Annotated in this window: 28 protein-coding genes; 11 read left to right on the top strand and 17 right to left on the bottom strand. The window is 66.4% G+C overall.

What is annotated here, in order from left to right; all coding sequences use genetic code 11:
* The first annotated feature begins 34 nt into the window (after positions 1–34).
* Together IEV87_RS11510 and IEV87_RS11505 are read left to right on the top strand one after the other, a co-directional pair.
* Complete coding sequence (locus IEV87_RS11510) at positions 35–1,327, top strand: lipoprotein-releasing ABC transporter permease subunit (protein ID WP_188477815.1); 1,293 nt, start codon at positions 35–37, stop codon at positions 1,325–1,327.
* Positions 1,320–2,003, top strand: coding sequence for an ABC transporter ATP-binding protein (locus IEV87_RS11505; protein WP_188477814.1), 684 nt, complete (start codon positions 1,320–1,322; stop codon positions 2,001–2,003). The genes IEV87_RS11510 and IEV87_RS11505 overlap by 8 nt, the downstream gene beginning before the upstream one ends.
* A 102-nt stretch (positions 2,004–2,105) precedes the next feature.
* Here IEV87_RS11505 and IEV87_RS11500 read toward each other — a convergent pair whose 3' ends face one another.
* From IEV87_RS11500 to IEV87_RS11465, 8 genes are all read right to left on the bottom strand, one after another.
* Positions 2,106–3,422 carry a pilus assembly protein TadG-related protein gene (locus IEV87_RS11500; protein WP_229737540.1) on the bottom strand — a complete coding sequence of 439 codons (1,317 nt, stop codon included), beginning with the start codon at positions 3,420–3,422 and terminating at the stop codon, positions 2,106–2,108.
* Between the two features lie 3 nt (positions 3,423–3,425).
* Positions 3,426–3,818 (bottom strand): TadE/TadG family type IV pilus assembly protein, encoded by a 393-nt coding sequence (locus tag IEV87_RS11495; protein ID WP_188477813.1) that lies wholly within the window; start codon positions 3,816–3,818, stop codon positions 3,426–3,428.
* Positions 3,819–4,200: 382 nt separating this feature from the next.
* The gene (parE, locus tag IEV87_RS11490) at positions 4,201–6,159 is read right to left on the bottom strand and encodes a DNA topoisomerase IV subunit B (RefSeq protein WP_188477812.1); all 1,959 of its coding nucleotides are present in this window, start codon (positions 6,157–6,159) and stop codon (positions 4,201–4,203) included.
* 180 nt (positions 6,160–6,339) lie between these two features.
* A complete protein-coding gene (locus IEV87_RS11485) occupies positions 6,340–6,993 on the bottom strand; it encodes a DUF2461 family protein (protein ID WP_188477811.1) in 654 nt (217 codons plus the stop codon).
* A 61-nt stretch (positions 6,994–7,054) separates the two neighbouring features.
* On the bottom strand, positions 7,055–7,939 hold the full coding sequence (locus IEV87_RS11480; protein WP_188477810.1) for an alpha/beta fold hydrolase: 885 nt from the start codon (positions 7,937–7,939) through the stop codon (positions 7,055–7,057).
* 138 nt (positions 7,940–8,077) lie between these two features.
* On the bottom strand, positions 8,078–8,506 hold the full coding sequence (locus IEV87_RS11475; RefSeq protein ID WP_188477809.1) for an SRPBCC family protein: 429 nt from the start codon (positions 8,504–8,506) through the stop codon (positions 8,078–8,080).
* Positions 8,503–8,844, bottom strand: coding sequence for an ArsR/SmtB family transcription factor (locus IEV87_RS11470; protein ID WP_188477808.1), 342 nt, complete (start codon positions 8,842–8,844; stop codon positions 8,503–8,505). The genes IEV87_RS11475 and IEV87_RS11470 overlap by 4 nt, the downstream gene beginning before the upstream one ends.
* A gap of 149 nt (positions 8,845–8,993) precedes the next feature.
* The gene (locus tag IEV87_RS11465; protein ID WP_188477807.1) at positions 8,994–9,233 is read right to left on the bottom strand and encodes a hypothetical protein; all 240 of its coding nucleotides are present in this window, start codon (positions 9,231–9,233) and stop codon (positions 8,994–8,996) included.
* A gap of 271 nt (positions 9,234–9,504) precedes the next feature.
* On the opposite strand from IEV87_RS11465, the gene IEV87_RS11460 reads away from it, so the two are divergent.
* Positions 9,505–11,133 carry a winged helix-turn-helix domain-containing protein gene (locus IEV87_RS11460; protein ID WP_188477806.1) on the top strand — a complete coding sequence of 543 codons (1,629 nt, stop codon included), beginning with the start codon at positions 9,505–9,507 and terminating at the stop codon, positions 11,131–11,133.
* Between the two features lie 92 nt (positions 11,134–11,225).
* On the opposite strand, the gene IEV87_RS11455 is transcribed toward IEV87_RS11460, so the two are convergent.
* Positions 11,226–12,194 carry a cyclase family protein gene (locus IEV87_RS11455; RefSeq protein ID WP_188477805.1) on the bottom strand — a complete coding sequence of 323 codons (969 nt, stop codon included), beginning with the start codon at positions 12,192–12,194 and terminating at the stop codon, positions 11,226–11,228.
* A 216-nt stretch (positions 12,195–12,410) separates the two neighbouring features.
* Between IEV87_RS11455 and IEV87_RS11450 the strand changes: the two genes are divergently transcribed.
* From IEV87_RS11450 to IEV87_RS11440, 3 genes are all read left to right on the top strand, one after another.
* Positions 12,411–13,064, top strand: coding sequence for a DUF1007 family protein (locus IEV87_RS11450; RefSeq protein ID WP_188477804.1), 654 nt, complete (start codon positions 12,411–12,413; stop codon positions 13,062–13,064).
* Positions 13,046–14,050: a nickel/cobalt transporter gene (locus tag IEV87_RS11445; protein ID WP_229737539.1), complete on the top strand. Its 1,005-nt coding sequence runs from the start codon at positions 13,046–13,048 to the stop codon at positions 14,048–14,050. Before IEV87_RS11450 ends, IEV87_RS11445 begins: the two co-directional genes overlap by 19 nt.
* A gap of 90 nt (positions 14,051–14,140) precedes the next feature.
* The gene (locus tag IEV87_RS11440) at positions 14,141–15,541 is read left to right on the top strand and encodes an MATE family efflux transporter (protein ID WP_188477803.1); all 1,401 of its coding nucleotides are present in this window, start codon (positions 14,141–14,143) and stop codon (positions 15,539–15,541) included.
* On the opposite strand, the gene IEV87_RS11435 is transcribed toward IEV87_RS11440, so the two are convergent.
* The 3 genes from IEV87_RS11435 to IEV87_RS11425 form a co-directional block, all read right to left on the bottom strand.
* Entirely contained in the window at positions 15,519–15,932 is a 414-nt protein-coding gene (locus IEV87_RS11435) for a hypothetical protein (protein ID WP_188477802.1), read from the bottom strand. The genes IEV87_RS11440 and IEV87_RS11435 overlap by 23 nt on opposite strands.
* Positions 15,933–15,994: 62 nt before the next feature.
* Complete coding sequence (locus tag IEV87_RS11430; RefSeq protein WP_188477801.1) at positions 15,995–16,354, bottom strand: bleomycin resistance protein; 360 nt, start codon at positions 16,352–16,354, stop codon at positions 15,995–15,997.
* Complete coding sequence (locus IEV87_RS11425) at positions 16,354–17,556, bottom strand: pyridoxal phosphate-dependent aminotransferase (protein ID WP_188477800.1); 1,203 nt, start codon at positions 17,554–17,556, stop codon at positions 16,354–16,356. Before IEV87_RS11425 ends, IEV87_RS11430 begins: the two co-directional genes overlap by 1 nt.
* A gap of 89 nt (positions 17,557–17,645) precedes the next feature.
* On the opposite strand from IEV87_RS11425, the gene IEV87_RS11420 reads away from it, so the two are divergent.
* The 3 genes from IEV87_RS11420 to IEV87_RS11410 all read left to right on the top strand — a co-directional run bounded on the left by IEV87_RS11420 (position 17,646) and on the right by IEV87_RS11410 (position 18,892).
* Positions 17,646–18,041 carry a helix-turn-helix domain-containing protein gene (locus IEV87_RS11420; protein WP_188477799.1) on the top strand — a complete coding sequence of 132 codons (396 nt, stop codon included), beginning with the start codon at positions 17,646–17,648 and terminating at the stop codon, positions 18,039–18,041.
* Positions 18,041–18,316, top strand: a complete 276-nt coding sequence (locus IEV87_RS11415) for a succinate dehydrogenase assembly factor 2 (protein WP_188477798.1) — start codon at positions 18,041–18,043, stop codon at positions 18,314–18,316. Before IEV87_RS11420 ends, IEV87_RS11415 begins: the two co-directional genes overlap by 1 nt.
* A gap of 75 nt (positions 18,317–18,391) precedes the next feature.
* The gene (locus IEV87_RS11410; protein WP_188477797.1) at positions 18,392–18,892 is read left to right on the top strand and encodes a MarR family winged helix-turn-helix transcriptional regulator; all 501 of its coding nucleotides are present in this window, start codon (positions 18,392–18,394) and stop codon (positions 18,890–18,892) included.
* A 685-nt stretch (positions 18,893–19,577) separates the two neighbouring features.
* Here the strand turns inward: IEV87_RS11410 and IEV87_RS11405 are convergent.
* The 5 genes from IEV87_RS11405 to IEV87_RS11385 form a co-directional block, all read right to left on the bottom strand.
* Positions 19,578–20,369, bottom strand: a complete 792-nt coding sequence (locus IEV87_RS11405) for a DUF1194 domain-containing protein (RefSeq protein ID WP_188477796.1) — start codon at positions 20,367–20,369, stop codon at positions 19,578–19,580.
* Positions 20,354–21,058, bottom strand: coding sequence for a DUF1194 domain-containing protein (locus IEV87_RS11400; RefSeq protein ID WP_229737625.1), 705 nt, complete (start codon positions 21,056–21,058; stop codon positions 20,354–20,356). Before IEV87_RS11400 ends, IEV87_RS11405 begins: the two co-directional genes overlap by 16 nt.
* Positions 21,052–21,480, bottom strand: coding sequence for a VOC family protein (locus tag IEV87_RS11395; protein ID WP_188477795.1), 429 nt, complete (start codon positions 21,478–21,480; stop codon positions 21,052–21,054). Before IEV87_RS11395 ends, IEV87_RS11400 begins: the two co-directional genes overlap by 7 nt.
* A 61-nt stretch (positions 21,481–21,541) precedes the next feature.
* Positions 21,542–22,915 (bottom strand): surface lipoprotein assembly modifier, encoded by a 1,374-nt coding sequence (locus IEV87_RS11390; RefSeq protein ID WP_188477794.1) that lies wholly within the window; start codon positions 22,913–22,915, stop codon positions 21,542–21,544.
* On the bottom strand, positions 22,912–23,979 hold the full coding sequence (locus IEV87_RS11385) for a hypothetical protein (RefSeq protein ID WP_188477793.1): 1,068 nt from the start codon (positions 23,977–23,979) through the stop codon (positions 22,912–22,914). Before IEV87_RS11385 ends, IEV87_RS11390 begins: the two co-directional genes overlap by 4 nt.
* A 229-nt stretch (positions 23,980–24,208) precedes the next feature.
* On the opposite strand from IEV87_RS11385, the gene IEV87_RS11380 reads away from it, so the two are divergent.
* Both IEV87_RS11380 and IEV87_RS11375 read left to right on the top strand, forming a co-directional pair.
* Positions 24,209–25,000: a thymidylate synthase gene (locus IEV87_RS11380; protein WP_188477792.1), complete on the top strand. Its 792-nt coding sequence runs from the start codon at positions 24,209–24,211 to the stop codon at positions 24,998–25,000.
* Positions 24,997–25,467 carry a dihydrofolate reductase gene (locus IEV87_RS11375; protein ID WP_188477791.1) on the top strand — a complete coding sequence of 157 codons (471 nt, stop codon included), beginning with the start codon at positions 24,997–24,999 and terminating at the stop codon, positions 25,465–25,467. Before IEV87_RS11380 ends, IEV87_RS11375 begins: the two co-directional genes overlap by 4 nt.
* The last annotated feature ends 356 nt before the right edge of the window (positions 25,468–25,823 follow it).

Below are 25,823 nucleotides of genomic sequence, written 5' to 3'. Positions count from 1 at the left end.
CAGCAGATGTGACGGACCGCGAACAGGAGTGCCCATGCCGGCCAGCCCGCCCCCGTTTTCCCGCTTCGAATGGCTGATCGCCTGGCGCTACCTGCGTGCCCGCCGGGCCGAGGGCGGGGTGTCCGTGATGACCTGGATCTCCCTCATCGGCATTTCCCTGGCGGTCGCCGCGCTTATCATCACCCTCTCGGTCCGCGCCGGATTCCGCGCCGAATTCGTCGACACGATCCTTGGCGCCAACGCCCATGTCACGATCTACAACGCGGGGGAGCCGAACGAGGCCGGGCGCCTTGACCGCACCATTCCCGACTACACCGACATGGCCGCCCGCATCGCCGCCGTGCCCGGCGTGACCCGCGCCGCGCCCCTGGTGAAGGGGCAGGTCATGGCCTCGGCCCGCGGCGCGACGACGGGGGTCGAGGTCTTCGGCATCGCGCCCGAGGATCTGGCCACGATACCCCGCATCGCCAACCCGGACACCGCGCAAGGCGACCTTGCAACCTTCGGAGGGGAGGAGGGGATCGCGGTCGGCTCCGGCGTCGCGCGCGCGCTGAACCTGACGCTTGGCGACCGGATCAAGCTGATTTCGCCCGACGGGGTGAAGACCGCCTTCGGCACCTCGCCCCGCGTGAAGACCTACGAGATCACCTATATCTTCACCGCCGGACGCTACGACATCGACCAGACGCGCGTCTACATGCCCTTCACCGAGGCCCAGAGCTATTTCAACCGCGAAGGCGTCGCCGATGAGATCGAGATCATGGTCGACCGGCCCGAAGAGGTTGACCGGATGGCTTACGACCTGCTCCGCGCCGCCGGGGAGCGGGCGCTGATCTGGACCTGGCGCGATGCCTCAGGGTCCTTCCTGCGCGCGCTGGATATCGAGGACAACGTGATGTTCATCATCCTTTCGGTCCTCGTCCTGATCGCGTCGATGAACATCGTCTCGGGACTCATCATGCTGGTGAAGAACAAGGGGCGTGACATCGGCATCCTGCGCACCATGGGCCTGACGGAGGCCTCCGTGCTGCGGGTCTTCTTCCTCTGCGGCGCATCGACCGGGCTGATCGGCACGGCGATTGGTCTGGTCCTCGGCTGCCTTTTCGCCATCTACATCGATCCAATTTTCGCGCTTGTCGACCGCATGTCCGGCGGCAACGTGTGGGATCCGTCGGTCCGCGGCATCTATGCCCTGCCGGCGCTGCTCCAGTGGAAGGACGTCCTGTCGGCCGTCGCCCTGTCGCTTGGCTTGTCCTTTGTCGTCACCATCTTCCCCGCCCGCCGGGCTGCGCGCATGAACCCGGTGGAGGCCCTGCGCTATGAGTGACCCGGTGCTGGAGCTGAAGGGGATCGAAAAGGTCTATAACCCCGGCCAGCCCGGAGAGATCCGCGTGCTGCGCGGGCTCGACCTGTCGCTGCGCGCGGGCGAAGCGGTCGCGCTGGTCGCGCCCTCCGGTGCCGGCAAGTCGACGCTGCTGCATATCGCCGGTCTGCTCGACACGCCCGACGCCGGAGAGGTCCGGATCGGTGGCGAGGCCATGCAGGACCTGCCCGACCGCCGCCGCACGGCCGTGCGCCGCGCCGATGTGGGCTTTGTCTACCAGTTCCACCACCTGCTGCCCGAGTTCACGGCGGCAGAGAACATCGTCCTGCCGCAACTCGCCAACGGCACCGCGCCGGGGGCGGCCAAGGCCCGCGCCGCGGAACTTCTGGCAACCGTTGGTGTCGCCGACCGCGCCAACCACCGCCCCGCCGCGCTTTCCGGCGGCGAACAGCAGCGCGTCGCCTTCTGCCGGGCGCTGGCGAACCGGCCCCGCGTGCTGCTGGCGGACGAACCGACAGGCAACCTCGACCCCGCTACCTCGGACCGGGTGTTCGGCGCGCTGATGGACCTCGTGCGCCAGACCGGCCTCGCGGCGCTGGTCGCAACACACAACATGGCGTTGGCCGAGCGGATGGACCGGGTGGTCAGGCTGGACGGCGGGGTTCTGGTGGCGGGGTAGGTTCCCCCTCACCCTAGCCCTCTCCCCCAGGGGGAGAGGGAACTGCGTGGCAAGGGCGGCACCTTCTTCGCATCTTCCGATCTCCCTCGGGGGTGAGGGGGCTCAGTACGCCAGCCGGAAGTAGGGCACCGCGAAGTTGTCCTCCATCCCCGTTCCGCAGAACCCCATGGTCATGTTGGACGTGCCCGAAATGGTGGAGCCCGAGATGATCGACGCCCCCTCGATCCCGCCGGAGTTGGCCGAGAAATCCACGTTCAGCCGCGCGATCACCTGCCCGCCGTAGAAGCGCAGGTCGCTTGGCACCTCCAGCCCGCCATAGGTCAGGATCTGCGCCCCCCCGCCGACGGCGCAATGATCGTTGCGCCCGATCTGCAGCGCGGAGGCGGCAGAGATGCTCTTGTCGTCGGTGGAGCGGGTGAAGACGACCGCATCCTCCAGCGTGACTTTGCTGCCGAATTTGACGGGACAGTCGGTGACGAGAACGACCTTGTTGAGGTAGCTCCCAGCCTCGATCTGCAGCGCGTTGCCGGAACAGGTGATGCGGTGCACCCGGCCCGCGACGAAATCCGTCGTCGCAAGCTTGTTCTTCGACAGGCTGAGCGGTACGTTGCTGGTGATGTAGTCCGGCAGGAATTTGCCATAGGCAAAATAGAGGTCGTCGTAGATGTCCTCCATCTGGCGCAGCACCCGCAGCCGGTAATAGCCGTTGCGCAGCGCGGCATGCAGGCCCTCGTTCGACACGAAGCCTGAACGGGGAAGGTCGATGTCCTCCTTGTCCGGCATCGACACCACGGTGCCCGCCTCGAACGTGTTGTTCGAATTGACCGAGACATAGGTGTTAGAGTGCAGGCAGAAGCCGTTGGAGAAGCCGTTGTTGGACTGGATGTCCACCACATCCTCGCCTACGAAGCCTTCGCGGAAACAGTGGGGATCGTGGATCACGAAGACGGCCTGTGCGGTGACGTCCCAGAGCGGCTTGTTCAGGAAGCGGAACAGGTAGGCGGTGACCGGGTTGCCGCGCGTGGCGTCGCGCCCCGGCACCACCCGCACCGCCGTGACCGAATCCGGGTCGGGCGTGAAGGTCTTGCTGGCATAGTCCCATGACCCGAATTCCACGTCCGAAGGGCGCAGGACCGCGCCGTACGAAGCCTCGGGCATGCTGTACTGCGCGACCTGCACCGCCTTGGAGCGCGCCTGATCGGCAGAGTTCGTCTCCCGCAGGTAAAGCGCCGCATGTGCGGCCGCATCGGCGGCCACCTGCAGCTGGTTGCGCGCCGAAAGCAGGTAGGAAAAGTCGATGGCGATGGCGCTGACCGTCATGACTCCGGCCAGGATGTAGAGGGACAGCAGCGTCATGCTGCCGTCCTCGGTCTGTCGGAAGGTGCGGAGGGCGCGGAAGATGCGGAGGGATCGGGGCATGTTTCAGTATTCCATGAAGTGCTGGGCGGTGATCGATACGTTCAGGTTCATCAGGTCGCGGACCACATGCGGCATGAACAGCGTGTCGAGCGTATAGCTGACGTCCGAGGTGACGATGCCGTCGACGATGCGGGTGGTGACGACCGCCTCGGGCGCGATGCCGGCAAGACGGTCGTGGATGAAGGCCTCGGTCTCCGCCTCGGTCTTCATGTAGCCGGTGGACAGGACCCGGTTGGCATTCTGGACGATGCGATAGGCCTCGTTCTTCTGGTAAAGCACGACCGAGGCGTTCACGATCACCACAAGGACCCAGACAAAGATCGGGATCCAGATGATCGCTTCGATTGTCGCGGATCCGCTCTCATCGGACCGCAGGCGGTGCAGCAGCTTCTTCATGTTCCTACCCAGAGGCGTTGATCGCCCGTTTTCAGGTTCGATCGTCAGGGTCGCGGCGGATCTGGGCAGGACCGTGTCGGAAAAATGGGGGAACCGGGAAGACGGCAGAAACTTGTCGTCAGAGGCACCACACGGGCGGTCCGCGATCCGCCGTCGAACGGTTGTGGTCCTGTGTACAAGGGGTTGCGGCCGCTGTGACGGTTGGCGGAATTCTGCCTTTACCCGTGGTTGCACACCTGGAAACAGTGCATTTCCACGTCATTCGGGAGGCGCGTTGACGGGTCGTCCCGCCGCCACAGCCGCCAATGTGGCCGTCAGATGGCAGGGCACCGCCACGCGACACCGCACCCGGCCCGGCACCCGAGTCGCCCCGGCTGCCGGATCAGACGTCCACGTTCTCCGCGAACCGCGCGTTTTCCTGGATGTACTGGAACCGCAGCTCCGGCTTCTTGCCCATGAGCCGTTCGACCAGATCGCCGGTCTCGCCCGGCGCCTCCTCGTCCACGGTGACGCGGATCAGCTTGCGGGAGTTCACGTCCATCGTGGTTTCCTTCAGGTCCTTGGCGTCCATTTCGCCCAGACCCTTGAAGCGGGAGACCTCGATCTTGCCCTTGCCGCCCAGCCCCTTGGCCAGCCATTCGTCCCGCTCCGCCTCGTCGGCGCAATAGACGCGGTGCGCGCCCTGCGTCAGCCGGTAAAGCGGCGGGCAGGCGAGGTAGAGATGCCCCTTGTCGATCAGCGGCCGCATCTGGGTGAAGAAGAAGGTCATCAGCAGCGACGCGATATGCGCGCCGTCGACATCCGCATCGGTCATGATGATGATCTTGTCGTAGCGCAGGTCCTCGACGTTGAACTTGGTCCCCATGCCGACGCCCATGGCCTGACAGAGATCGTTGATTTCCTGGTTCGTGCCGATCTTGGACGACGCCGCGCCAAGCACGTTGAGGATTTTCCCGCGCAGCGGCAGCAGCGCCTGAAGCTTCCGGTCCCGCGCCATCTTGGCCGACCCGCCTGCGGAATCACCTTCCACCAGGAACAGCTCGGTCGACTCGCGGTTCGTGGCGGAACAGTCGGTCAGCTTGCCGGGCAGGCGCAGCTTCTTGGTGGCGGTCTTGCGCTGAGTCTCCTTCTCCTGACGGCGGCGCTGACGCTCCTCCGCCCGCAGGATCAGATAGTCGAGGATCGCGCCCGCCGATTTCGTATCCGCCGCCAGCCAGTTGTCGAAATGATCGCGCACGGCGTTTTCCACCAGCCGCTGCGCCTCCACCGTGGCCAGCCGGTCCTTGGTCTGGCCGACGAACTCCGGTTCGCGGATGAAGCAGGAGACCAGCGCGCAGCCGCCATAGATCAGATCCTCGCGGGTGATCTGCGCCGCCTTGCGGTTGTTCACCAGTTCTCCGTAGGCCTTGATGCCCTTGAGGATCGCCGCCCAGAACCCCGCGACATGGGTGCCGCCCTCGGGCGTGGGCACGGTGTTGCAGTAGGACTGGATGAAACCGTCGCGCACCGGCGTCCAGTTCACCGCCCATTCCACCCGGCCCGGCACGCCGAAGCGGCCCTGGAAATCGACCCGTCCCGCAAAGGGGGCGTCGGCATAGGTCATCGCCCCGGTCAGGGTTTCGTTCAGGTAGTCCGACAGGCCTCCGGGGAAGTGAAAGGTCGCCTCGGTCGGGGTCTCTCCATCGTCGATGGCGGATTTCCAGCGGATTTCCACGCCCGAGAAGAGATAGGCCTTGGAGCGGATCGACTTGAACAGCCGCGCGGGCTTGAACCGGTGATGGCCGAAGATCTGCTCGTCCGCGTGGAAGGTCGTCGTCGTGCCGCGCCGGTTCGGGGCGGCGCCGATCTCCTGCAGCGGGCCAAGGGGCACACCGCGTGAAAACCGCTGTTCCACAAGCTTCCGGTCGCGCGCCACCTGCACCACCATGGAATCCGACAGCGCGTTGACGACCGAGGCGCCGACGCCGTGCAGGCCGCCCGATGTCTCATAGGCCTTGCCGCCGAACTTGCCGCCCGCGTGCAGAGTGCAGAGGATGACCTCGAGCGCAGACTTGCCGGGGAATTTGGGGTGCGGATCGAAGGGCATGCCGCGCCCGTTGTCGCGCACGGTCAGAGAATAATCCTCGTGAAGCTCCACCTCGATCCGGTTGGCATGACCCGCCACCGCCTCGTCCATGGAGTTGTCGAGGATCTCGGCTACAAGGTGATGCAGTGCCCGTTCGTCCGTCCCGCCGATATACATGCCGGGGCGCTTGCGGACAGGCTCCAGCCCTTCCAGCACCTCGATGGAGGAGGCGTCGTAGGTCTCCGGAGCGGTCTCGGTCAGTAGGTCGTCGGCCATCGGCTGCTCTTTTCCTTGTTTGACGGGGATTATGGCAGCGCAGCCCCCTGCAACACAAGCGTCCGGAGGCCGTGAATCCCCCTCAACGCCGCCTGATTGGGCAAAAATCCTGTGGATAGACAACTAGGGAAGGCCAATTTGCCCGGGAAGGGGGCAAGATGTGGTGGCCGTGCCGCTGCGTCAGCGGCTCATCGCGCGGGTGAGCGTCGCGAACGCGGGCCAGAGTCCTGCATATTCCGCCAGCAGCGCGCCCGGCAGATCGGCGGCGGGGGCGGGCATCGTCCGGAAGAGTCCCATGCCCTTTCGCTTCAGGAACGCCGCCTGCGGATGGTCCTGCGGATAGGGCGACGGCACCCGTTTCAACGCCGCGTCGCGCATTTCGGCCCCGGCGGCAAGCTGCGTCTCGATACCCGCGGCGATCCCGGCCCCCTCCGGCCCGGCCATGACCTCACGCCAGCGGGTCAGGGCCGGTCCGTCAAAACCCATGTACCCCGCGCCGACCCGCACGCGGTCTGTCTCGATCCCGAAGAACCATCCCATGGGCGCGGGACCGTCGGCCGGGGAATACCACAGCATGTGCAGGTAGTCCTTGTAGGGCGGCTGCCCCTTCGCGAAACGCAGGTCGCGATTAATCCTGAACAGCTTGGTCGTGACCGTCCCGCCCGTCACCTCCGCGATCCGCGGCGCGAGGCTGTCGAGCAACAGCTCCGCCGGGCGCTTGAGGCGGGAGAGATAGTCCTCCTTGTGGGCCTTGTAGAACTCCGCCGTGTTGTCCGCGGCGAGGCGACGGCAGAAATCCTGGGCATCGGGGATCAGGGTGTCGAAGGCGGACATGGCAGGGCTCCGGTTGGCGGGGGGAGTGGTGCGGATCGGCAGCGGCGGGGCATCAGTGGGATCACCCCGCCGTCTGCCCGGCCAGCCAGCTGCCGATGATATGCGCGACTTCCTCCGTCCGCTGGTGCACGATCCAGTGGTCCGCGCCGGGCACCTCCACCCGTGTCAGGTCGGCGCAATAGGATTCTAGCCCCTCCGTCGCCTCGGGCAGCAGCGCGGTGTCGCCCCGGCCCCAGATCAGCAGATGCGGCATGGTCACGCGGAACCTGTCGGCGGGCAGCGGCGGGATCGCGACCGGCTCACCCGGTTTCGGGACCACCACGGGCGAGGCGCGGTACCAGTTCAGCATGCCCGTGAGCCGCCCCGGCCGGGACCATTCCGCGACATAGGTTTCGCGCAGGTCGGACGTCATCCAGGACATGTCCATGTTCTCGGCAAAGAGCCGCAGCAGCCGCCTGTGACCGTCCGCCGAAAAATGCGCCTCCGCCCCTTCCGCGCGCAGGGCGTGCATGTATTGCGACGCAGCCGCCTGCGCTCCGCCCGTCGCCAGCGCCGCCTGGAAGGGGCCGGGATGCACGCCGTTCAGGATCACCAGCCGCCCGACGAGATCGGGCCGCGCGATCGCCAGCGCATAGGCCACCGCCGCGCCCCAGTCATGGCCGATCACCGTCACCGGACGGCCAAGCCAGGTGATGAGCGCTGCCATGTCCTCCACCAGCGGCTTTATGCGATAGGCCTCCACCTCTGCCGGGGCGGAGGACCGGCCATAGCCGCGCTGGTCCGGGAAGAGGCAGCGGTAGCGGTCCGAAAGCAGCGCCGCCAGCCCGCCCCAGGCCCCGCCGTATTCGGGGAACCCATGCAGCATGAGCAGCGCCGGCGCGTCCGGGTCGCCGGTGTCGCGCAGGTGGATCGTCTGGCCGTTGAGCGTCAGGTCGTGGCGGATCATGCGGCGAGTGTGGCGGGGCGTTGATGGCGGATCAAGCGCGTTGTCCCGGGCCGGGCGCGGGCGGCGGCTCCGGGAGCCTCCGGCGGGGGTATTTCCGGCAAGATGAAGGGGGAGGGCGCGCGACCCTCCCCGTCCGGATCAGGCGAAGCGGGCCTCCAGCTTCTCGAGGATCGACGTCCAGCCCTTTTCGTGACCCGACCGCGCGCCGTCGGAGGGGAAGCGGTCATGCACCAGCGTCACCTCGGTCCCGCCGGAGACCGGCTTGAAGGTCAGGGTCACGATGCTGTCGGGTTCGGCGTGGGGCGAATTCCATGTGAATTCAAGAACCTCGGGCCGGTCGATCCGGCGGTAGGTGCCCCAGTGCGGCACGCCTTCGCCATGCGGTCCGCCTTCCATCAGGATGTCATAGCGTCCGCCGACCGTCGGGTCGTTGGTGACCTGAGAGGTCGTGCCCTCGCCGGGGCAGAGGAACAGCGCCATCACCTGCGGGTCGAGCCAGGCGTCGAACACCTTTTCCGGTGCGGCGGGGATGGTGCGGGTGAGTTTCAGGGCAAGGTCTACAGTCATTGGTCCGTCTCCTTCGTGACGATCTCGGCCAGCCGGTCGAGTCTGAGGTCCCAGGCCGAGCGCAACTGCCCGAACCATTGGTCGATGAGCCTGAGCGGCTCCATTTCCGGCGCGATCAGGTGTTCGCGCCACTCGGTCCGGCGCGTCACGAGGCCTGCCCGCTCCAGCGCCTTGATGTGCTTGGAGACCGAGTTGAGGCTCATGTCGAAATGCGCAGCGAGGCGCGTCACGCGTTGAGGCCCTTCCTGAACGAGGATTGTCATGATCTCGCGCCGCGTCGGGTCGGACGTGGCTTTCAGGATTTCGGTCAGCCGGGTCTGCTCTTGTCGTTCATCCATAAGGGTGAATTACATGAGTCGCGTGAATGAGTCAACCAAAAGGATGAATGATGGGCAGGATGGAAAATGACCAGATGGACGAATCCGGTCATTTTGTAAAATTCCGTTGGTCAGGCGACCGGGTTCCTTCGCGGCGGGCCCGGTACGGGTCAGTCTGCCGCCAGCGCCCGCACGGCCCTCACCCGGTCGCGGAGAAGGTCGAGTTTCGCGGCATTGAGTTCGGACCACCCGACATACCGCTGGTACCCGGTGAGGTTTGCGGCCGCCTTGGCCTCGGGCGAGAGCGCATCATAGGCGGCGAGATCGACGCCGGGAACGAAGGAGAGCTTGACCCGCTGGAACGCCCGCCCGCACTGCCGCGCCTCATCGAAGGACAGCAGGCGGTGCATGGCGGTCTCGGAACACTCGAGATGGACCAGAAGGTCTGTGTCCGATGGACCGGTGCCCGGGATGGTCGCCGTCTCTGCGGCGGGGTCAGGGTCGTCGTGGCCAGAACGGCCAAGGCTGCAACGGGTGTTTTGAACATCGGGTCTCCCCCTGTAGGATCGCGACATCTGAAGTGACGCGGGATCGGCTCTGTCGGGGACAGGCCGGTCCGCCGCGGCGGTCGGCCTGGGCAAGCACTGACGAGGAAGGGGCCTTTCAGGCAAATGAGAACTTATGAAAAGTTCTGAAATCAGGCTTGGGGCGTGCCGGTTCGATCCGCTGACAGGGGCGTTGAGCGACGCATCCGGCGCGGCCGTCGATCTGCGCCACCAGTCGCTTCAAGTGCTGCAGGAACTGGCCGCGACACCGGGCGAGACGGTGGAGAGGCGCACCATCGTGGACCGGGTCTGGGACAATCGGGAAGGCGCGGAGGAAGGGCTGATCCAGTGCATCGCGGACATCCGGCGGGCGCTGAAGGACGATGACAAGACCATCGTGCGGACCGTCCCGCGCAAGGGATACCGGCTGGTCCCGCAACGGGAGACCGGGGTCGCGACTCCGGCGGCCCGCACCGGACGGCGGACGGCGGCGCTGGTCTGCGTGGTCGTCCTGCTGGGGCTGGTGGCGGGTTATGCGTTGTTCTGGCCGGGCCGGGCACCGGATGCGGCTTCCAGGGTCGTGCTTGCGGTGCTGCCATTCGCGGACCTGAGCGCGGGTGACACGTCGTCCGCCGACGCGCCGGCAATCGGCGACGCGCTTGGTGAAAGCATCATCACCACCCTGGCGCGCTATTCGGAATTCGACGTGATCGCGCGCCAGTCCAGCTTTCGCTTTCGCGACCAGACCCGTGACCTGCGCGAGATCGGAGCGGCGCTCAATGCCGATTACATCGTGCAGGGCACGCAGAGCCTTGCCAGTGACGTGGTGCGGCTTTCGGTGCAGCTGGTCGACGCGGGGGACAGCACCCTGCGCATGGTCGACGCTTTCGAAATCCCGATCGGCGAGGCGCTTGAGGCCAACGACGCCATCGCACACCGAATTGCCAATCTGGTCGGCGGATCGGTGATCGAGGCCAGTGCCCGCACGCCCCGCCGCAGCGGAGAGATCGACGCGCTGATCCTCGGCAACCGCGCCTGGCTGCTGTTCCAGAGCGGACCCTCGCGGGAGAAGTGGCTGACCGCACTGAACTATGTGGACCGGAGCATCGCGGAGTTTCCGGATGTGGAATGGGGCTACGTCGGTCGCGCCTTGATGCTGCGCAACGGCGTGCGGTTCGGATGGGATCTGAACCGCCCGGAGCCGGTGTTGACCGAAGCCGAGGCGGCCGCGCGCGAGGCGGTCGATCTGAACCCGCAGAACTACATGACCCATTATGCCCTGGGGCGTGTGCTGATGCAGCGCGGGGATATCACGGGATCAATTGCCGTGCTGGAGCGGGCGCGGCAGCAGAACCCCTCCTCTGCGCAGGTGCTCAATGCGCTGGCGCAGAGCTACATATATGCCGGCGAGACCGGGAAGCTGCTTGAGACAGTGGCGCGGGTGGACCGGATCGATCCCTTGCCGGGTGTGCTTACGCTATGGGTGCGGGCCTGGGCCCAGTGGCAGACGGATGACTGCGACGGCGCGCAGGCCACCATGGACAGGTTGTCCTCCGCGCCGATTGAGATCAACAAGTTGCGCGCCGTGATCCATGTCTGCACCGGAGAGATCGGGGCTGCGCGGCGCGACCTTGCGGCCTACCTGGAATCGCGGCCCGAATGGACTGTCGCCGGCGAGGTTGCGGCCAATGCCGGAAACTGGCTGAGCGAGGGTCCGAGGCAGCGCTGGCTGGATGCCCTGGTGCGGGCGGGGCTGCCGGACTGAGTGCATCCCCGGACGGAGCGACACGAGCCGCAGACAAGAACGGGCGGCCCCCTACGGAACCGCCCGCGTACCCGTCTGCGACCCGTTGCCTCCTACCGGATCGCGACCGGATTGATGATCATCTGCACCGCACCCTTCACCTTGGCGTGGCCGAGCACGAACATGAACTCCGTCACGCCATCGGCGACCATCTCTTCGGTCACCATGTTCTCGAGGATGTAGATGCCGTTGTGGGCCAGCAGGATCTGGTGCACCTCGAAGACGCCGACGCCTTCCTCGAACGGCACGGCCTCGAGACCCCAGGTGTCCGCGCCGACCGCGACGACACCGATCTCCGCCAGATACTCCGCCCCGGTCTTGCCGAGCCCGGGTTCGACCGAACCGTAGCGGGCGGCATCCCGCGTCTCCTCCTTCAGCAGGTCGAGCCAGCCGGAATGGAACAGCACCACGTCGCCTTCGCGGATCTCGACCCCCTGCTGCTCGGCGGCGGCCATGATGTCCTCGCGCGTGTAGGCGGTGCCTTCGTCCAGCATTTCCTTGCCGTAGAACTTGGCCATGTCGAGCAGGACGCCGCGCGTGACCATCGGCGGCACCTTCTCGATCCCGAGCTTGGTCATCCCGTCGCCCATGACGAAGTCCGACCCGTTGTTGCCGTTGTAATAGATGTGATCGACGCCGATATGGCCCAGCCCGTCGATCTGCGACCCGATGCCGAGCCAGCCCATGAAGATGTCGTCGTTATAGGTCGTCTTGGTCGCGCCGAGGCCTGAGTTGTTGACCTGGCCCGGCTGCAGGATCGCGATGGACATGGAGCGCGGCGCGAAGGCCGGGACCGTGTTGTCCAGCGTCAGCCCGAGCGAATAGGTCTTGCCGGTCGTGACCAGCGATGCCGCCGCCTTCGCGCGTTCCGGGGTCAGCAGGTTGGCGGCGCCGATTTCGTCGTCGGGTCCGTACTTGCTTTTGGTCCAGTCCATGTTGGCATGGCTTTCGGCCAGCGCCGAACCCGCCAGCAGGGCGCAGGTCATCAGTCCGGCAAACGCCGGTTTCACGAATGATTTCATGATAGTCTCCTCCCGTTTTTCGGCCGCGCGGAAATCTTGCGCTGACTCGCGCGGCTTTGCTTTACGCTAGGAGATACGCGACAGTATGTCACGCCGCGACGCGGCAGACCGCCTGCGCGCGGTTGCTGCGGCGGCATCATCTTGCCGCGCTGCGGGGGGCGCGGTAATCAGGGCGGGACGGCTGGCGGGGTGCCCGGGCCGCCGCCCGGAGGTGACATGACAGGCCGGATCCAGACCGCTCTTGCCGTGATGGCGGGCCTTGCCGGCCCGGCCGCCGCGCATCCCCACATCTTTGTCGACACCGCCCTGACCCTGCGGATCAACGACCGTGCCGAGGTCGAGTCGGTGGAGGTCCGCTGGCTGTACGATGAGCTTTTCTCGCTCCTCATGATGCAGGACATGGGGGTGGACGACGATGCCGACGGGGAACTGACGGCCGATGAAATGGCGGTCATCGACGGCTGGGACATGAAGTGGATAGAGGGCTATCCCGGCGACCTTTACCTCACCGCTCCCGACGGGGAGGAGATCGCCCTGGGAGAGCGGGAGCCCGTATCCTCGGACGTGACGGAGGCGCGGCTGGTCTCGGTCCATCGCCGCCCCCTCGGCCCTGCGGTGCCGGCGGAGGGGCTGGTCCTGCAGGCCTACGATCCGGAGTTTTACACCGCCTACGACCTGACCGGCGGCGTGCATCTGACGGGCCGCGGTGCGGCGCGGTGCCGGGCCGAGATCGGCAACCCCGATCAGGACGCCGCCTACCGCGAGGCGCAGGAGGTCATGTCGGCCTTTCCCGAGGATGCGGAGGAGGTGCCCCTGCTTGGCCATCTCTTCGCGCAGAAGGTGACGATCCGGTGCGGTTCGGGCGGGTGATCGCCTGGGCACCGCTGTTCCTGGCGGCGGCGGCGGTGGTCTGGCTCTGGCCGGGTGGCGGGCTGGACGCGCTAGGGGCCTGGGCCAGGGACGGCCAGCGCGAGGCGCAGACCGTGCTTGCCCGGACCCTGCGCGCGCTGCGGCAGGGGGATGCCGGAGCGCTCTGGGGACTGATGTCCGTCTGCTTCCTTTACGGGGTCTTTCATGCGGCGGGACCGGGGCACGGCAAGCTGCTGATCGGCGGCTACGGGCTGGGACGCCGGATCGCCGCACTGAGACTGGCCGCGCTGGCGCTGGTGTCGAGCCTCGCGCAGTCGGCGACGGCGGTGCTGCTGGTGCTGGCGGGGATCGGCGCGCTGCAGTGGACCCGCACGCAGGTGACCGGGCTGGCGGACCGGGAACTGTCGCTGCTGTCCTACGTGGCCGTCGCGCTGGTCGGGTGCTGGCTGGCCGTGCGGGGTCTGCGCGGGCTTGCGGCGGCGGGGCAGGGGGGGCAGGCCCTCCATGACCATGACCATGACCATGACCATGACCATGACCATGACCATGACCATGTTGGCGCCGCCCGTCGTGGCCACACCCATGCTCACGCACACACCCATGACGACGCCTGCGGCTGCGGCCACGCTCATGGCCCCACGCCCGCGCAGGCCGAACAGGTCCGATCCCTTCGCGATGCGGTCGTGCTGGTCGCGGCGATTGCCGTCCGGCCCTGCACCGGCGCGCTTTTCGTGCTCATCATCGCCTGGCGGATGGACATCATGGGCGCCGGGATCGCCGGGACCTTTGCCATGGGGCTGGGCACGGCGGCGATCACGGTGGCCACGGCGCTGGCCGCGGCCTGGCTGCGGCGTTCCTCCGTCGACCGGCTTGGCGCGCTGCTGCCCGATCCGGTACGCGCCGCGCGGCTGATGGCGCTGACCGAATGCGCCGCCGGGGCGGTCATCGCCGCCGCCGCCCTGTCGCTGGCCCTGCGGCTGGTCTGACCGCGCAACGGGCCGGGCGCCGCCGCAATCACGGCCTTGCAACCCCCGCTTTTCCTTGCCCGGACCGCCCCTCCGTCGTAATGGGCTGCGATGGAAAACCGCCCCGGATACACGGAACACGCCCGCGCCCTCCTGGGGCTTGGCCTGCCGCTGGTCGGCAGCCACGTCGCGCAGTTCGCGATCACCCTGACGGACGCGGTCATGCTCGGCTGGTACGACATCACCGCCCTCGCCGCGCAGGTGCTGGCCGGGGGCTTTTTCTTCGTCGTCTTCATCACCGGGTCCGGCTTTGCCTGGGCGGTGACGCCGCTGGTCTCCGAAGCGGAGGGGCGCGGCGACACCACGCAGGCCCGCCGGGCCACCCGCATGGCGCTCTGGCTGGTGTCGCTCTACGCGCTCGTGACCCTGCCGCTTATGCTGTTCTCGGCCCGCATCTTCGCGGCCATCGGCCAGACGCCCGAGGTCGCGGCGCTGGCGGGACAGTACCTGGTGATCGCCGGCTTCGGCCTCTGGCCCGCGATCATCCTGATGGTGTTCAAGAGCTTCCTGTCGGCCGTGGAACTGACCCGGATCATCCTGCTGGTCACCCTCGCGGCCGTCGGCGTGAACGCCCTGTGCAACTGGCTGATGATCTTCGGCAACGCCGGTTTCCCCGAGCTCGGGATCCGCGGGGCCGCGGCGGCTTCGGTGGTGACGCAGCTGGCTTCCATGCTGCTGATGATCGCCTACATCCGCCGCCGCCTGCCCGAGCACAACATGTTCCAGCGCATGTGGCGCCCGGACTGGGAGGCCTTTGCCCGGGTCTTTGCCCTTGGCGTGCCGATCGGGCTGACCATGCTGGCCGAGGTCGCGCTTTTCTCCGCCTCCTCCGTCATGCTGGGCTGGCTTGGCGCGCTGCCGCTGGCGGCGCACGGCATCGCGCTGCAGATTGCCTCAGTCACCTTCATGATCCACCTCGGTCTGTCCAACGCCGCCACGGTGCGCGCGGGCCGCGCTCTGGGCCGGAGGGACTGGCAGGGCATGAAGGACGGCGCACTGACCGCAATCGCCATGTCCGCCGGTGCGGCGGCCATCACCATCGTGCTGTTCGTGACCCTGCCGGGGCCGCTGATCGGCCTGTTCCTCGACCCCGCCGATCCGCGCCGGGAGGAGGTCGTCGCCATCGGCACCGTCCTGCTTGGCGCGGCGGCGCTGTTCCAGCTGGCGGACGCGATGCAGGTCATGGCGATCGGGGTGCTGCGCGGGGTGCAGGAGACCCGCGTGCCCATGATCATCGCCACCATCAGTTACTGGCTTGTCGGCCTGCCGGTCGCCTATACCCTTGGCTTCCCGGTTGGCCTCGGCGGGGTCGGCGTCTGGCTGGGGCTGGCCGCGGGCCTGGGCCTGGCGGCGGTGCTGCTGATGCTGTGGTTCTGGCGCCGCGTCTACCCGCGGCTCCGCCTGTCCCTGCCGCCCGAGCCGGTGCCGCCTATGCCATCCCCCGCGACCTGAGCACCCGGTCCGCCTTCTTGCGCACCAGCACGGTGCGCAGGTCGTGCATCGCCAGCAGCATCGCGTCGGTCACGATATCCAGCTGATCGTCCGTCGCCTTCGCCTGCGCCCAGTGCGCGGTCTGGTTCAGCATGTCCACGGCGCGCAGGATATCGTCGATGTCCCGCGCGGCCAGCACGTCGACCCGTTCCTCCATCCAGTCGGCGATGGCGGCGGCGTCCTCCTCCGTCAGCTCCCGGTCGCCCTGCGGCTTGATTTCGCCGTTGCGAATGTTGACCGTGGCGATCTGGTCCAGCTCGATCCGGCGGGCGCGGTCCTCTGTCAGCACGCGGAAGACGATCGCTCCGTTTTCACGGGTGCGGAAGAAATACGGGGGGAGTTCGGTGGACATGTGTGCTCCGGTCGGTTTGCCGGACCATAGGCGGCGGGGCCGGGCGGCTCAAGAGGCGGGGCTCAGCCGTTTTCCAGAACGCGGAGCAGCGAACCGTCCGCGTCGATCAGGGCAAACATACGCGGCACAGGGGGGCGGTCCATGATCCCCGTGATGCGCGGGATCGAGCTGTGGTCGTCCGGCAGGTCCAGCGCGCGCCATTCCGCGTAAAGCCGGTCCAGCGCATCGACGCGGATGCAGGCGCTGAACCAGCTGCCGTATGGATCGACCTCCGGATGCGGAAAGAACTCGATCTCGAGCGTGTCGCGGGCCAGGATCATCCAGCCCTCGTCGCGATAGCGCCGCACGAACCCCATGCGGCCATAGAAGGCTTCGGTCGCGTCGAAGTCCCGGGCCGGCAGGTTCGCCGTGACCCGGTCCATCAGCTGAGGGACGCGCAGAAATCCTGGATGCGCGTGCAGGCTTCCTTCAGCGCCTCGTCCGAGGTCGCGTAGGAGATGCGGAAGTTGGGCGACAGACCGAACGCCGCGCCGAAGACCACCGCCACGCCGGTATCCTCCAGCAGCGCCGTCGCGAAGACTTCGTCATCCGTGATCTTCACGCCCTTGGCCGAGGTCTTGCCGATCAGCCCGGCGATCGAGGGATAGACGTAGAAGGCCCCCTCCGGCACCGGGCAGGTGATGCCGTCGACCGCGTTCAGCATCTCGCAGACCATGTCGCGGCGGCGCTTGAAGATCTCGTTGTTCGGCGCGATGAAATCCTGCGACCCGTTCAGCGCCTCCACCGCCGCCCATTGCGAGATGGAGGAGGGGTTGGACGTCGACTGCGACTGGATCTTGCCCATGGCCTTGATCAGATCCTTCGGGCCCGCCGCATAGCCGATCCGCCAGCCGGTCATCGCATAGGCCTTGGAAACGCCGTTCACGGTCAGGGTCCGGTCGTAGAGTTCCGGTTCGACCTGTGCCGGGGTGCAGAATTCGAAATCGTCGTAGGCGAGGTGTTCGTACATGTCGTCGGTCATGATCCAGACATGCGGGTGCTTCTTCAGCACGTCGGTCAGCGCCTTGAGCTCTGCCCTGGAATACCCGGCCCCGGTCGGGTTGGAGGGCGAGTTGAAGATGAACCACTTGGTCTTGGGCGTGATGGCCGCGTCCAGCTGTTCGGCGGTGATCTTGAATTTCGTCTGAAGCTGGCCTTCCACGAAGGTCGGCTCACCACCCGCCAGAAGCACCATGTCGGGGTAGGACACCCAGTAGGGCGCGGGGATCAGCACCTCGTCGCCCGGGTTCAGCGTCGCCATCAGCGCGTTGTAGAGCACCTGCTTGCCGCCGGTTCCGACGGTCACCTGGTCGGGCGTGTAGTCCAGCCCGTTGTCGCGCTTGAACTTGGCGCAGATGGCTTTCTTCAGCTCGGGAATGCCATCGACGGCGGTGTATTTCGTTTTTCCCTCGTTGATTGCCGCAATCGCGGCAGCCTTGATGTTCTCGGGCGTGTCGAAATCCGGTTCACCGGCACCAAGCCCGATCACGTCCTTGCCGGCGTCCTTCAGTTCCCGCGCCTTGTTGGTGACGGCGATGGTCGGCGAGGGTTTGACGCGCGACAGGGTGTCGGAAAGGAAAGGCATGGGAGGGGCCCCCGGTGTTTGAGTTTCGGTCGGTCCTGTCATAGAAGCAATGGAAACGGCCCTCAAGCGGGATCGGAGGAGAGCATCGCATGACCGACGACACCACCGGCTGGTACGCCGCCGAAAGCGCCACCTTCGGGGACCGGCTCTCGGCCGCGCGCGAAGCCGCCGGAATGACCCAGACCGATCTGGCCAAGCGGCTTGGCGTGAAGCTCAGCACCCTGAGGGGCTGGGAGGACGACCATTCCGAACCCCGCGCCAACCGTCTGTCGATGCTGAGCGGGCTGCTCGGCGTCTCTCTCCCCTGGCTGCTGACCGGGGAAGGCGATGGCGTCGAACCGCCGGGCGAGGCTAACGACCTGCCGCGCGACGTGCTTGCCCTTCTGGGAGAGGTCCGCGACCTGCGCGCTGACATGGATGCCAAGGTCGCCCGGCTCGGCGTGCTGGAAAAGCGCCTGCGCGCGGCGCTGAAGGAAGGCGTCTGATGGCCGAACCGCGCGAGGACCGGATCAAGCGCATGGCCATGCGCTCCATGCGGCGGGGCATGAAGGAAATGGACATCCTGATGATGCGCTTCGCCGATCATCACCTGGCGACGATGACGGAGGCGGAGCTGGACCTTTATGACGTGATCCTGTCCGAGAACGACCAGGACCTCTATCTCTGGGTCACCGGCCAGGCCCCGGCCCCCGGAGAGATCGCGCCGATGATCGCCCGCATTGCCGAAACCGCCTCCTCGGGACCGGACCGGACTTTCTGAGGCCGTTTAACGGTTTATTGGGGTTTCTCCCCCAATCTCCGTCCGAGCAGCAAGTGACGGAGACCCGGTTAAGCCATGTCCATGCACGATCCCACACCTTTGCCCGCGGGCGAACAGGCCTTTCTTGCCACCTACCTCGACGCGCTGTCGCTGGTGGAACGACTCCACCGGCTGCTGCTTGACGTCATCAAGGACGAATTCGAACGGGTCGGCGTTCTGGAAATCAACGCGGTTCAGGCGCTCTTGCTGTTCAACATCGGCGAGAACGAGGTGACGGCGGGCGAACTCAAGTCGCGCGGCTACTATCAGGGGTCCAACGTCAGCTACAACCTCAAGAAGCTGGTCGAAATGGGCTACATGCACCATCAGCGGTGCGAAATCGACCGCCGCTCCGTCCGGGTCCGGCTGACACCCAGAGGGCGGGAGGTGCGGGATACCGTGTCGGCCCTGTTCGCGCGCCAGTCAGAAGAAATCGCAAGCCGGGGCATCCTCGACGCTGCCGGGATCGATCTGACGACGGCCTCCCTGCGGCGCGTCGAACGCTACTGGTCCGACCAGATCCGCTATATCTATTGACGGATCGGGACCTGCAGATCACCCCAGTGGGTGACTGTCCAGAAGGGACATTGGGAAAGGAAGCCGGAAATCGCTTCCAAAAGGGGCCGTCGCAGGGTGCGGCGGCAACGTGAGTCGAAGGCGACAGGCCGCGGACATGCGCCGCGGCCTGATTCCATCGCGATGCGGTACCCTGTGGGTGCCTGAAGGCGGCACAGCGAGACCGACGTCCCGGTCTGCGTCGACGGATAATCGCCATGGAAAGCGCCGACGGAATGTCGCGAGAGGCAGCGCGGGCGCATGGTTGAAACGGCCATGCCGACCAATGTCTGCTGTGGGAAGTGTCGATGGATCGGTGCCTGAGACGGCGAAGAGCAGCCGATGCCCGAGGCAGGACAGAGGAAACATCGTCCGGGACAGTTCCAACGGATAGTCGCCAAAGGCAAGGCGACGGAACGTCGTTCGGGGGCAATACAGGCGCTTCGTTGAAGAGGCAGCGCCGACGGATGTCTACCTTAAGAAACGTCGTCGGATCGGTGCCAGAGACGGCGCAAGGAGGCCGTAGCCAAGATCAGCGCAGAGTGGCATTGCAAGAAGTGGCACAGCGGGGTCGTTGCCGGAGGCCGCGCGGTCGGGCCATCGCCAGAGGCATGGCCGACGGTTTGTCGCCAAGTGTCGTGCAGACGGATCGCCATGTGGCGCGGCGTTAGCGCGTCACCTTCGGACCGTGTTCAGCACCTGTCCCATGCCGCGGCCCCGGACGGTGTTCCGGAGCGGGAAGTCCGGCCCCGTCGCTGCGCATCGCCTCCGACACCGCGATAACCTGCAATTCGCGCAACAGCTTCCGAACCATGGCGGCTTCGAAATCCTCGAACCCGTAGGCCGTCTCAAGGAATGCACCCTCGCCGCGCAGCACATAGGCGCGGTAATAGGCGGTGAGTTCGCCGATCTCGGGAAAGCGCGCCTCTCCGGCCGTCGGCACCTTTTCTCCGATCACCAGCCCGTTGACGGTGACACCGGTCAGCGGCGTCCCGACCGACCCGGGCAGGGGGCCGACGTTGGACTTGCCGTCCCCCGAAACGTCGATCACCCGCCGCCAGCAGTCTGCCTGCGCCTGCACCTCCGCCCCGCCGCGGATCAGCGCCGATCCGATCGCGGTCGACAGATCGGCCTCCGCCCGGCCCGTCCCGCGCAATGTTGCGATGACCCCGCCAAGCGCTTCGGTCCCGGTGATGTCCCGCCAGCCCACGACCCGACGCTGGAAGTCCGGACCCGACCACTCCATCACCATCAGCCGCACCGGCGCGTCCGGCATCGCCAGAAACGCCGCGCGGACCTGCGGATCGTCCAGCGCCGCCGCAAGCCCGTCCAGCTGAAGCCGGTATTCCCGCGCATCGACCGATCCCGACACGTCCAGGGCCAGCAGAAGTGCCTGCCGGCAGTCCGCCTGCGCCGGCCCTGCCAGCAGGCCGAGCAGCAGGATCAGCCGGGCGACCATTCCGCCCCCGCGTCGAAGCCAAGCACCAGACCGTTCACCTCGCGGAACAGCTTGCGCGCCATGGCGTCGCCGAAATCTTCGAACCCGCGTGCGATTTCAAGGAAGGCGCCGGGTCCGCGCAGCACCTCGGTCCGGTAGAATTCCACGACCTCGGGCTCGCGCCCCATCACCACCAGACCGTTGACCGTCACCTCGTCGAAGGGGAAGTGCATGTAGGCGCTGAGCGGCTGGAAGCCTTCGTTGTTCGTCCCGTCCCCGGAGACGTCGATCACCTGTGCGTCGCAGCGCGGGGCGCGTTGCAGCATGCCCGCCGCGTAGCCGAGCGCGTAGCCGAGCGCCGTCGGAAACTCCTTGTACGACCGCTTCGCCCCGGCGATCCGCGCGATCACGCCGTCGATCGCCGCATCGCTGGTCAGCAGGGTCCAGTCGACCACCACCGTCTGCTGGTACCGCCCGCTCCATTCGAAGGCCGCCAGTGCCACGTCGCCCGGCGCGCCGTTCAGGATCGCGTTGCGAATTTCGGGCAGGTTCAGCGCGGAGGCCAGCCCGTCGCGCTGAAGCACGTAATCCTCGCTGTCGACGGAGGCGGAGACATCCAGCGCCAGCAGCAGCGCGAGCCGGCACTCTCCCAAGGCCGCCCCGGCCCAGAGCGAAAGCGCGAGGGAGAGGCCGGCCGCGCGGATCACCAGTGCCCTGTGTTTTCCATGCTGGCCCAGGGTTCCGCCGGTTCAAGCGACCCGCCCTCCTGCAGCAGTTCGATGGAGATGTTGTCCGGAGACCGCACGAATGCCATCCGCCCGTCCCGCGGCGGCCGGTTGATCGTCACGCCGTTGTCCATCAGGTGCTGGCACATCTCGTAGATATTGCCGACCGAATAGGCGAGGTGCCCGAAATGCCGGCTGTCCGACGGCAGGCCGTCGTCGCCGTCCCAGTTGTAGGTCAGTTCGACCGGGCAGTCCTCGTGCCCCTCCGGCGCCATGAAGATCAGCGAGAAGCGGCCCTGTTCGCTGTCCATCCGGCGCGTTTCCTTCAGGCCGAGCAGTTCGTAGAATGCCATGCTTTTTTCCAGGTCCTTCACGCGGACCATGGTGTGCAGATAGCGGACTTTCATAGGTGACTCCCGAATTGTCGTTCGGGATGAGGATAGAGGCTCAGGCCCCGCTGTCGAGCGGTCAATAGGACGAGCCGATCCCGAAGGAGATGCCGGAGCGGTCGATATCGAAAAGGTTGATGTTCGAATTGCTTCGGCTGGCCTGCACCCGCACCGTGGGGTGAAAGCCGAAATAGTCGATCTCGCGGAAGGTCAGGTCGATCCAGGCGCTCTGCTCCACATCGTTGCGATGGCCCGGCGCGAAGGAGGATACGGGGTAGTCCCGCTTGCGCAGCCCCAGCCCGAACCGGGGCGAGGCGCCCAGGACCTTCATGTCCGGCGCATACTGGATCCCGGCGGCATAGTTGGTGAAGCGGGCGACATTCACGTCGGACCGGCTTTCCGTGGCACTGACCCAGAGGCTGACCTGTCCGCCGCCCTCCAACGCCCGGCCAAGCTGCGCGGACAGCGTGACGGCGTCTGAATGCGGCGCGTTTGGTCCCCGCGTGATCTCTGCCTTGGCGGTGAAGCTGAGCCGGGTCTTCCGGTCCAGCGCCCGGTTCACACCGGCTTCCGCCTCGACATGGTTGCCGTAGGGGTCGCCGCTGTACCAGCTGCGCCCGACGGAGCCGTCGAGCGTGTATTCCGTCCGCCCGTCCTTGCTGAGCCACTTCTGCGCGATCCCGGTGGTCAGCGTGCCAAGCGCATAGTCCGATCCCTTCGCGCCGGGGGCGAGCGTCTTTGCGCCTTCGGTCAGCGCATAGGTGGTGTAGCCCGCCGAAAAGGTCAGGTCGGTGGCCCGGCGCGTCGTTTCTGCCGCGCGGTAGCGGGTCGCGACACCGACCGAAAGCTCTGTCCCCGCAAGCGCCTGCGCTGCGCCGGGCAGGGGGAGTTCGTATTCCCGGCCAAAGAGTATCTCGGTAAAGGTAGACCGGGCGGAGCCGTTGTTGATGTTGGATTTCGGCGCGACGTTGAACTGCAGCTGCGTGGACCAGCGGTTGCGGGACCGCACGTAGCGGAAATCGCGCACCGCCGCCGCCCTGGCCGCCGGGCTGGGGGCCACCTGTGCCGCCCGCCGCAGCCAGAGCTGCGCCCGCGTGCGCTGGCCCTGCGAGCTGAGCGCCTGCGCCATGGCGAGCGATGCGGCATGGCGGGTCCGGTCATCCTGCGAAAGCGACCAGGCCTGGCGCGCGGTCTTCTCCGCCAAGCGGTAATCCCCGGCATCCCGCGCCGCCCGCGACCGGATCAGCAGCGCCTGCACATCCTCGGGGTCCCGTTCGAGCAGGGCGGAAGTCAGGGTCATCGCGGTGCCGGGATCGCGCGCATCCAGCGCCACGGCAGCGAGATTGCGCATCTGGCCGGGCGTCAGAACCCGGCCCTCAGACCCCGCCGGAAGGGCGGGGCCGAGCGCCAGCGACAGGGCCAGCGCCGCGCGCAGCCCGGTCCGACGGATCATTGCCGGTACAGGATGAAGCCGCCGGTTTCCTGCGCCGTGACGCTGCCGCTGGAGCGCGGGTCTTCCTGTTCGACCACCACGATCCCCACGACTTCGCCGTTCGCGCCGCTGCCGGACATGATCGCGTAGAAGTTGCCGGTGTCGAGGTTCGTCACCCCGCCGTCGGAGTCCGTCACGTAGCTGGTGACCGATGCGCTGACTTCGCCGTTGGTGTCCGCCGCGTCCGAATTCACCGCCGACACAAGGTTCGGCAGGTTGCCCGCGAGTACCTCGGAGTTGGTGATGGTGGTAGAGGTATCCTGACCCTCCAGTGCGGCCAGGTAGCCCGCCGTGATGTCATTGCCGTTGATGTCAAACACCCGGCGGTTGCGCACGTAGAAGACCGCGCCGGTCTTGCCGTTGTTGAAATCCTCGAAGTCCACCTTGAGCACGGCGTTGCCCTGCACGTACTCCAGCCCGCCGCTGCCTTCGAACACCCTCAGTCCCGCGTAATCGCCGGCGAAATCCGCCTGGCAGGCCCCGGTGCAGGTCGGAAGGACGAACCCGGCAGAGCTTCCGTCATCGGCCTGCAGGTTGCGCTGGTAGACGAAGCCGCCGAAACCGTAGTCCACGTAGTTGCCCGAGCGCACGATGGCGAACTGGACCTTGCCAGTCGTCGACTTGCCGTAGATCGCCCGGTAGGAGAACGTCCCCACGGTGTTCGACGTGACCGGGTCGACCGCCACCGGGTCGCTTTCATAGACCTGATACGCGCCCGACGGCCCGATGGAGGACATTGCCACCCCGCGCGAATAGGTGTTGTCCGCGTCGAAGGGCAGGTTGTCGACGTAGAATTCGTCCTGCCCCGTGTCGTTGCGGTATTCGTAGCTGAGCGCGGTGCCGCCGCCCGACTCCGTCTCCGCCTCGTAGCGCTGGATGGCGCTGGTTGCGGTCGGGTTGGTCGTGCCGGGCAGGGAGCCGTCGTCCTCGGGGTCCGTGGACTCTTCGGCGGGATCGTCGAAAGGGTTCGTGCCGTCGCCGCAACTCACCAATGCAAGCGCGGCCAGCAGTGCTGCCGTGGTCATCCTGTTCATACTGTCTGCCTCACATGGCCGTTCGGGCGCATTTATTTTGTCCACAGGTTCCGCCAGACGCGGAATAAAGTCAATCCTGTCAACGATTATTGCCCATGGTGAGGCGCAAATGCCCTACCGCATATTGTGTTCCATCCCGGCGGAGATCCCATATAATGATGTCTCCGCCCCTGACCGGTCCGGGATTCGCCGGACCCCCGCCGCCCGAGAGGAGCCGACGATGCGCCAGTACCACGATGCCCTGCAGACCGTTCTGGACCACGGGACGCCGTCCACCGACCGCACCGGCACCGGCACGATATCCTATTTCGGGATGCAGCAGCGTTATCCGCTGGCCGACGGTTTCCCGCTGGTCACCACCAAGAAGCTGCACCTGAAATCCATCGTGCATGAACTTCTCTGGTTTCTCGCCGGGGACACAAATATCGGATACCTCAAGGAAAATGGCGTCTCGATCTGGGACGAATGGGCGGATGAGAACGGCGACCTCGGCCCGGTCTACGGCCACCAGTGGCGCCACTGGCCGACCCCGGTCGGAGAAATCGACCAGATCGCCAAGCTGGTGGAGATGATCGGCAAGTCGCCCGACTCCCGCCGCCTGATCGTGTCGGCCTGGAACCCGGCGGAGGTCGACCAGATGGCGCTGCCGCCCTGCCACACCCTCTGGCAGGTGCGCATCACGGGCGGGAAGCTGCACCTCCAGCTTTATCAGCGGTCCGCTGACATGTTCCTCGGTGTGCCGTTCAACATCGCCTCCTACGCGCTGCTGCAGGTGATGCTGGCGCATGTGACGGGTTACGAACCCGGCGACTTCGTGCATGCCATCGGCGACGCGCATATCTATTCCAACCATATGGAGCAGGTGAAACTCCAGCTCACCCGCACGCCGCACCCGCTGCCGACCCTGCGCCTGACGCGCGACGTCGGGTCGATCTTCGACTTCCGCTACGAGGACTTCGAGTTCCTGAACTACAGCCCCGACCCGGCGATCCGCGCACCGGTGGCGGTATGATCACCCTCATCGCAGCCCGCGACCGCAACGGCGCCATCGGGAAGGACGGGGGCATTCCCTGGCACCTCCCCTCCGACCTCGCCCTGTTCCAGCGCGAAACCACCGGAGGCGCGATCATCATGGGCCGCGCCACGTGGGAGAGCCTGCCGGTCAAGCCTTTGAAAGGCCGCCTGAATATCGTGGTGTCTCGCGACCGGGACCTGGCGGAACACGTCGTTGGCTCGGTTGCGGAGGCGGTGAAGCTGGCGCTGGCCGAGGGGTATTTCCGCATCTACGGCATCGGCGGCGCCCGCATCTACACCGAAATGATGCCCCTGGCGCAGCGGCTTTTGCTGACTGAAGTCGACCTCGCGGTGGAGGGCGCGGACACGTACTTCCCGGAGGTTCAGGAAGGAGAATGGCGGGAGGTGGCGTCCCGGCGCGGGGAGGGGGATGTGGGGTATGTGGTGCGGGAGTTGATGCGGTGAGTGAAATGTAGGGTGGGCTTCTTGCTGCCCGGAATTGTTCCTGATCTTAGGTGGCGGCTGTCAATCTCAAACCAAATCAAGGCAATCCGCTGTCCAACTCCGCACCCTTTACGCCATCTGCTCAACCCCGTGTTCGGTATCCGGATCCTCACGGTGCCGTACGGATCACCGCCGGATTTCTTAATCACACAGTTTCGACAAGCTCGAACCGGGCAGCCCCCTCGTGTCGGGACAAACGTACGGTATCTCGAATTCCATAACTCACGGTCATAGCCAATACGTACCGCGAACAGGCCAAAATCTCGGTCTTTGATCAATCCACCCGCCCCGCTCCCCCGTACACACCGCAAAGGAGC

The sequence above is a fragment of the Primorskyibacter flagellatus genome (assembly GCF_014638275.1).
GTDB classification, from domain to species: Bacteria; Pseudomonadota; Alphaproteobacteria; order Rhodobacterales; family Rhodobacteraceae; genus Pseudooceanicola; species Pseudooceanicola flagellatus_A.
This window is presented reverse-complemented; position numbering and strand designations above follow the sequence as displayed.

Excerpts from the sequence above, each read along its gene's own strand:
- IEV87_RS11510 (WP_188477815.1), top strand. The coding sequence starts at position 35 with ATGCCGGCCAGCCCGCCCCCGTTTTCCCGCTTCGAATGGCTGATCGCC.
- IEV87_RS11505 (WP_188477814.1), top strand. The coding sequence starts at position 1,320 with ATGAGTGACCCGGTGCTGGAGCTGAAGGGGATCGAAAAGGTCTATAAC.
- IEV87_RS11500 (WP_229737540.1), bottom strand. The coding sequence starts at position 3,422 with ATGCCCCGATCCCTCCGCATCTTCCGCGCCCTCCGCACCTTCCGACAG.
- IEV87_RS11495 (WP_188477813.1), bottom strand. The coding sequence starts at position 3,818 with ATGAAGAAGCTGCTGCACCGCCTGCGGTCCGATGAGAGCGGATCCGCG.
- parE (WP_188477812.1), bottom strand. The coding sequence starts at position 6,159 with ATGGCCGACGACCTACTGACCGAGACCGCTCCGGAGACCTACGACGCC.
- IEV87_RS11485 (WP_188477811.1), bottom strand. The coding sequence starts at position 6,993 with ATGTCCGCCTTCGACACCCTGATCCCCGATGCCCAGGATTTCTGCCGT.
- IEV87_RS11480 (WP_188477810.1), bottom strand. The coding sequence starts at position 7,939 with ATGATCCGCCACGACCTGACGCTCAACGGCCAGACGATCCACCTGCGC.
- IEV87_RS11475 (WP_188477809.1), bottom strand. The coding sequence starts at position 8,506 with ATGACTGTAGACCTTGCCCTGAAACTCACCCGCACCATCCCCGCCGCA.
- IEV87_RS11470 (WP_188477808.1), bottom strand. The coding sequence starts at position 8,844 with ATGGATGAACGACAAGAGCAGACCCGGCTGACCGAAATCCTGAAAGCC.
- IEV87_RS11465 (WP_188477807.1), bottom strand. The coding sequence starts at position 9,233 with ATGCACCGCCTGCTGTCCTTCGATGAGGCGCGGCAGTGCGGGCGGGCG.
- IEV87_RS11460 (WP_188477806.1), top strand. The coding sequence starts at position 9,505 with ATGAAAAGTTCTGAAATCAGGCTTGGGGCGTGCCGGTTCGATCCGCTG.
- IEV87_RS11455 (WP_188477805.1), bottom strand. The coding sequence starts at position 12,194 with ATGAAATCATTCGTGAAACCGGCGTTTGCCGGACTGATGACCTGCGCC.
- IEV87_RS11450 (WP_188477804.1), top strand. The coding sequence starts at position 12,411 with ATGACAGGCCGGATCCAGACCGCTCTTGCCGTGATGGCGGGCCTTGCC.
- IEV87_RS11440 (WP_188477803.1), top strand. The coding sequence starts at position 14,141 with ATGGAAAACCGCCCCGGATACACGGAACACGCCCGCGCCCTCCTGGGG.
- IEV87_RS11435 (WP_188477802.1), bottom strand. The coding sequence starts at position 15,932 with ATGTCCACCGAACTCCCCCCGTATTTCTTCCGCACCCGTGAAAACGGA.
- IEV87_RS11430 (WP_188477801.1), bottom strand. The coding sequence starts at position 16,354 with ATGGACCGGGTCACGGCGAACCTGCCGGCCCGGGACTTCGACGCGACC.
- IEV87_RS11425 (WP_188477800.1), bottom strand. The coding sequence starts at position 17,556 with ATGCCTTTCCTTTCCGACACCCTGTCGCGCGTCAAACCCTCGCCGACC.
- IEV87_RS11420 (WP_188477799.1), top strand. The coding sequence starts at position 17,646 with ATGACCGACGACACCACCGGCTGGTACGCCGCCGAAAGCGCCACCTTC.
- IEV87_RS11415 (WP_188477798.1), top strand. The coding sequence starts at position 18,041 with ATGGCCGAACCGCGCGAGGACCGGATCAAGCGCATGGCCATGCGCTCC.
- IEV87_RS11410 (WP_188477797.1), top strand. The coding sequence starts at position 18,392 with ATGTCCATGCACGATCCCACACCTTTGCCCGCGGGCGAACAGGCCTTT.
- IEV87_RS11405 (WP_188477796.1), bottom strand. The coding sequence starts at position 20,369 with ATGGTCGCCCGGCTGATCCTGCTGCTCGGCCTGCTGGCAGGGCCGGCG.
- IEV87_RS11395 (WP_188477795.1), bottom strand. The coding sequence starts at position 21,480 with ATGAAAGTCCGCTATCTGCACACCATGGTCCGCGTGAAGGACCTGGAA.
- IEV87_RS11390 (WP_188477794.1), bottom strand. The coding sequence starts at position 22,915 with ATGATCCGTCGGACCGGGCTGCGCGCGGCGCTGGCCCTGTCGCTGGCG.
- IEV87_RS11385 (WP_188477793.1), bottom strand. The coding sequence starts at position 23,979 with ATGACCACGGCAGCACTGCTGGCCGCGCTTGCATTGGTGAGTTGCGGC.
- IEV87_RS11380 (WP_188477792.1), top strand. The coding sequence starts at position 24,209 with ATGCGCCAGTACCACGATGCCCTGCAGACCGTTCTGGACCACGGGACG.
- IEV87_RS11375 (WP_188477791.1), top strand. The coding sequence starts at position 24,997 with ATGATCACCCTCATCGCAGCCCGCGACCGCAACGGCGCCATCGGGAAG.